The organism is Allokutzneria sp. NRRL B-24872, from assembly GCF_002155965.1.
GTDB lineage: Bacteria > Actinomycetota > Actinomycetes > Mycobacteriales > Pseudonocardiaceae > Allokutzneria.
In genome coordinates this window covers 1-892 of record NZ_MUMH01000056.1, presented here as the reverse complement: position 1 = coordinate 892, position 892 = coordinate 1, and the positions used below count along the sequence as shown (strand labels likewise).

Sequence of the window (892 nt, the reverse complement as noted above, 5' to 3'; positions counted from 1 at the left end):
GTCGTGGTGCGCAGGCATGAGCTGACTGATGAGCAGTGGCGGGTGTTGCAGCCGTTGTTGCCGGTCTCGGGAGCGGCGGGGCGTCCTCGTGTGGATGACCGGCGTGTGATCAACGGGATGTTGTTCAAGGCCAAGACCGGGGTGTCCTGGCGTGATCTGCCGCAGCGGTATGGGCCGTGGAAGACCGTCTACAACCGGTTCTGGCGCTGGTCGCGCAACGGCACTCTCACCATGCTGGTGGCCAAGGTGCGGGTGGTCGCGGAGGCTATCGATGAGTTGGACCGGGAGGTCTCGATCGACTCGAGCATCGTGCGGGCCCACCAGCACGCCGCCGGCGCCCGCCGGAGTGCTCACACAGGGGGCGAGCGGGTCGTGTGGCGGGCAGACCGAACCAGATGATCATGCTATCGGGCGCTCCCGTGGCGGACCATCCACCAAGATCCATCTCGCCTGCGACGGACACTCCCGCCCGCTGACCACGGTGCTGACTGGCGGCAACACCAACGACTGCACCATGTTCGAAGCCGTGCTGGCAGGCGTGTGGTTCCCGCCACGAGGACCGGGCAGGCGATCGAGGCGGCCGAGACGGGTGATCGCGGACAAGGGCTACTCCAGCCGCGCTATCCGCGCTCACCTCCGTCGCCGTGGCATCCGGGCCACCATCCCCGAACGCCGCGACCAACGCGACGGCCGAGCCCGCCGCGGCCGGGCAGGCGGTCGACCACCCGCGTTCGATCCGGTGATCTACAAGCGCCGCAACGTCGTCGAACGCTGCTTCAACCGTCTCAAACAGTTCCGTGCCATCGCCACCCGCTACGACAAGACCGCCCTGTCCTACCAAGCCATGATCGACCTAGCCACCCTCACACTCTGGCTTTGAGGACAGGCCCTA

The 892-nt window shown here is 67.0% G+C and carries 1 pseudogene; it reads left to right on the top strand.

The features are described from left to right. Positions 1 to 3 precede the first annotated feature (3 nt). Positions 4 to 880: pseudogene (locus CCN37_RS15605) on the top strand (IS5 family transposase). Positions 881 to 892: the final 12 nt, after the last annotated feature.